We start from the raw sequence: 2738 nt of genomic DNA, 5'->3' as shown, positions 1-2738 counted from the left end.
GGCCCGGGAACGCGCCCGGCCGGCTCTCCTCGCGGTGCGACTGCGTGCTCGCCGTCGGCTGCGGGGGCATCGAACGCGCCGCGGGTACGCCGGGTACGGCAGGCACCGGCGGCAGCGGCGGACGGGGCACCGCCCCGTCCTGGTCCTGCTCGGCCGCCGTGGGCTGCTGCGAGGTGCGCCGGGCGCCGTAACGCCGGTGCACCGCCTGCTTGGTGACCCCCAGCGCCGACCCGACCGCGTCCCACGAGAAGCCCAGCGAGCGGTCGAAGTCCACTGCCGCTGTCACCAGGGTCTCGACGCTGTCCCGCAGTTCCTGCGCGAGGCGGACGGTCGGCGCAGGGGCTCTGCCGTAGACGACGAAGCCGGTGGAAGGGCCTGAGCGGCGCGGGCGGTAGACATTGCCCAGTTGGGCGGTGAGGGTACGCAGTGCGTCCACCTGACGGCGGACCCGCTCGATGTCGCGCACCAACAGATGCAGACTTGCCCGGGCTTGTGCGTCGTGGGTTGCGTGGTCGGCCATGAACAAGCCTCTCGAACCGGCGTGGAAAAGGATCCGGGCCGCACCGGTGCGGCCCGCGTGGGGGTCAATCTCTCTTGACAACGCGCCAGCGGGCGATGTGGTCACGCTCTGGGGGCGTATCCGCATTTACACGCGGCGCGCGGACCGGCGTACGCACCCCTCGGCCACCCCCTGCCGGGCACCACCCCTGAACCCCTCATCGCCCCACGGCCAATAGACTGGTGCGCCGCTCGCCGCTCACAGCCGGCGCCCGTCAACGCCCGTCACCGCTCGTCCCGTACGCCCCAGCCCGAGAGGCAGTCAGCCACCGATGAAGCTCGTCTTCGCCGGCACCCCCGAGGTCGCCGTACCCGCCCTGGACGCACTCATCGCCTCCGAACGGCACGAGGTAGCCGCCGTCGTGACCCGGCCCGACGCCCCGTCGGGCCGGGGCCGCAGGCTCGTCGCCAGCCCGGTCGCCCAGCGCGCCGAGGAGGAGGGCATCGAGGTGCTGCGCCCCGCCAGGCCGCGCGACGAGGACTTCCTCGCGCGGCTGCGGGAGATCGCCCCCGACTGCTGCCCCGTGGTGGCCTACGGCGCGCTGCTGCCGAGGGTCGCCCTCGACGTACCGCTGCACGGCTGGGTCAACCTGCACTTCTCGCTGCTGCCCGCCTGGCGCGGCGCCGCCCCCGTACAGCACTCGGTCATGGCGGGCGACGAGGTCACAGGAGCGTCCACCTTCCAGATCGAGGAGGGGCTCGACTCCGGTCCCGTGTACGGCGTGATCACCGAGGACGTGCGCCCCACCGACACCAGCGGTGACCTGCTGACCAGGCTCGCCTTCGCCGGTTCCGGACTGCTCGTCGCGACCATGGACGGCATCGAGGACGGCACGCTCAAGCCCGTGGTCCAGCCCGCCGAGGGCATCACGCTCGCACCCAAGATCAACGTCGAGGACGCCCAGGTGGACTGGGACGCCCCGGCGATGCGCGTCGACCGGGTGGTCCGCGCCTGCACCCCGGCGCCCGGCGCCTGGTCGGTCTTCCGGGGCGAGCGGCTCAAGCTGATCCAGGTCGCTCCCGCGCCCGCGCTCACGGAACTGGGCCTCGCGCCCGGAGTGCTCGGCGCCGGCAAGAACAACGTGTACGCAGGCACCGGCTCGCACCCCGTCGAGCTGCTCTGGGTCCAGCCGCAGGGCAAGAAGCCGATGCGGGCCGCCGACTGGGCGCGCGGGGTGCGCATCGCCCGGGGCGAGAGGCTCGGCGCGCCGGACGCGGGCCGACCGGACGTAGGCTGAGGGGATCGATTCTTCTCACCGCGGAGCACCTTTGAACGAGCAGGCCCGTCGCCGTCCCCCCAAGCCCTACCGCCGCCCCAAGAAGGATCCCGTGCGGATCCTCGCCTTCGAGGCGCTGAGGGCCGTCGACGAACGAGACGCGTACGCCAACCTCGTCCTGCCGCCGCTGCTCAAGAAGGCCCGTGAGCACGCCGACTTCGAGAACCGCGACGCGGCCCTCGCGACCGAGCTGGTGTACGGGACCCTGCGGCGCCAGGGCACGTACGACGCGATCATCTCCGCGTGCACCGACCGGCCGCTGCGCGAGGTCGACCCGCCCGTCCTCGACGTGCTCGCGCTCGGCGCCCACCAGCTCCTCGGGACGCGCATCCCCACGCACGCCGCCGTCTCGGCGAGCGTCGAGCTGGCGAGGGTGGTGCTCGGCGACGGACGCGCCAAGTTCGTCAACGCCGTTCTGCGGAAGATCTCGCAGGACGACCTCGACACCTGGCTGGGCCGGGTTGCCCCGCCGTACGACAAGGACCCCGAGGACCACCTCGCCATCGTCCACTCGCATCCGCGCTGGGTGGTGACCGCGCTCTGGGACGCCCTCGGCGGTGGCCGGGCCGGTATCGAGGACCTGCTCGAAGCCGACAACGAACGGCCCGAGGTGACCCTCGTCGCCCGCCCGGGACGCTCCACCACGGACGAGCTGATGGAGGTGCTCGGCGAGGAGTCCGGGCTGCCGGGCCGCTGGTCGCCGTACGCGGTACGGATGGCCGAGGGCGGCGAGCCCGGCGCCCTCGACGTCGTACGGGACGGCAGGGCCGGCGTCCAGGACGAGGGCAGCCAACTGGTCGCCGTCGCCCTCGCCAACACCCCCGTCGAAGGCCCCGACGCGCGCTGGCTCGACGGCTGCGCGGGACCCGGCGGCAAGGCGGCGCTGCTGGCGGCGCTGGCCGC

3 protein-coding genes are annotated in these 2738 nt (G+C 73.4%); 2 read left to right on the top strand and 1 reads right to left on the bottom strand.

Annotated features, from left to right (window positions below):
* Positions 1-520 (bottom strand): hypothetical protein (locus tag QR77_RS05115; protein WP_040019898.1); only part of this gene is annotated, 520 nt, incomplete at its 3' end.
* Between the two features lie 310 nt (positions 521-830).
* Here QR77_RS05115 and fmt point away from each other — a divergent pair.
* Both fmt and QR77_RS48280 read left to right on the top strand, forming a co-directional pair.
* A complete protein-coding gene (gene fmt / locus QR77_RS05110; RefSeq protein WP_040019896.1) occupies positions 831-1796 on the top strand; it encodes a methionyl-tRNA formyltransferase in 966 nt (321 codons plus the stop codon).
* Between the two features lie 31 nt (positions 1797-1827).
* On the top strand, positions 1828-2738 hold a 911-nt coding region (locus tag QR77_RS48280), incomplete at its 3' end, for a transcription antitermination factor NusB (protein ID WP_040019894.1).

It is taken from the genome of Streptomyces sp. 150FB (genome assembly GCF_000818195.1).
Taxonomy (GTDB): domain Bacteria; phylum Actinomycetota; class Actinomycetes; order Streptomycetales; family Streptomycetaceae; genus Streptomyces.
This window is presented reverse-complemented; position numbering and strand designations above follow the sequence as displayed.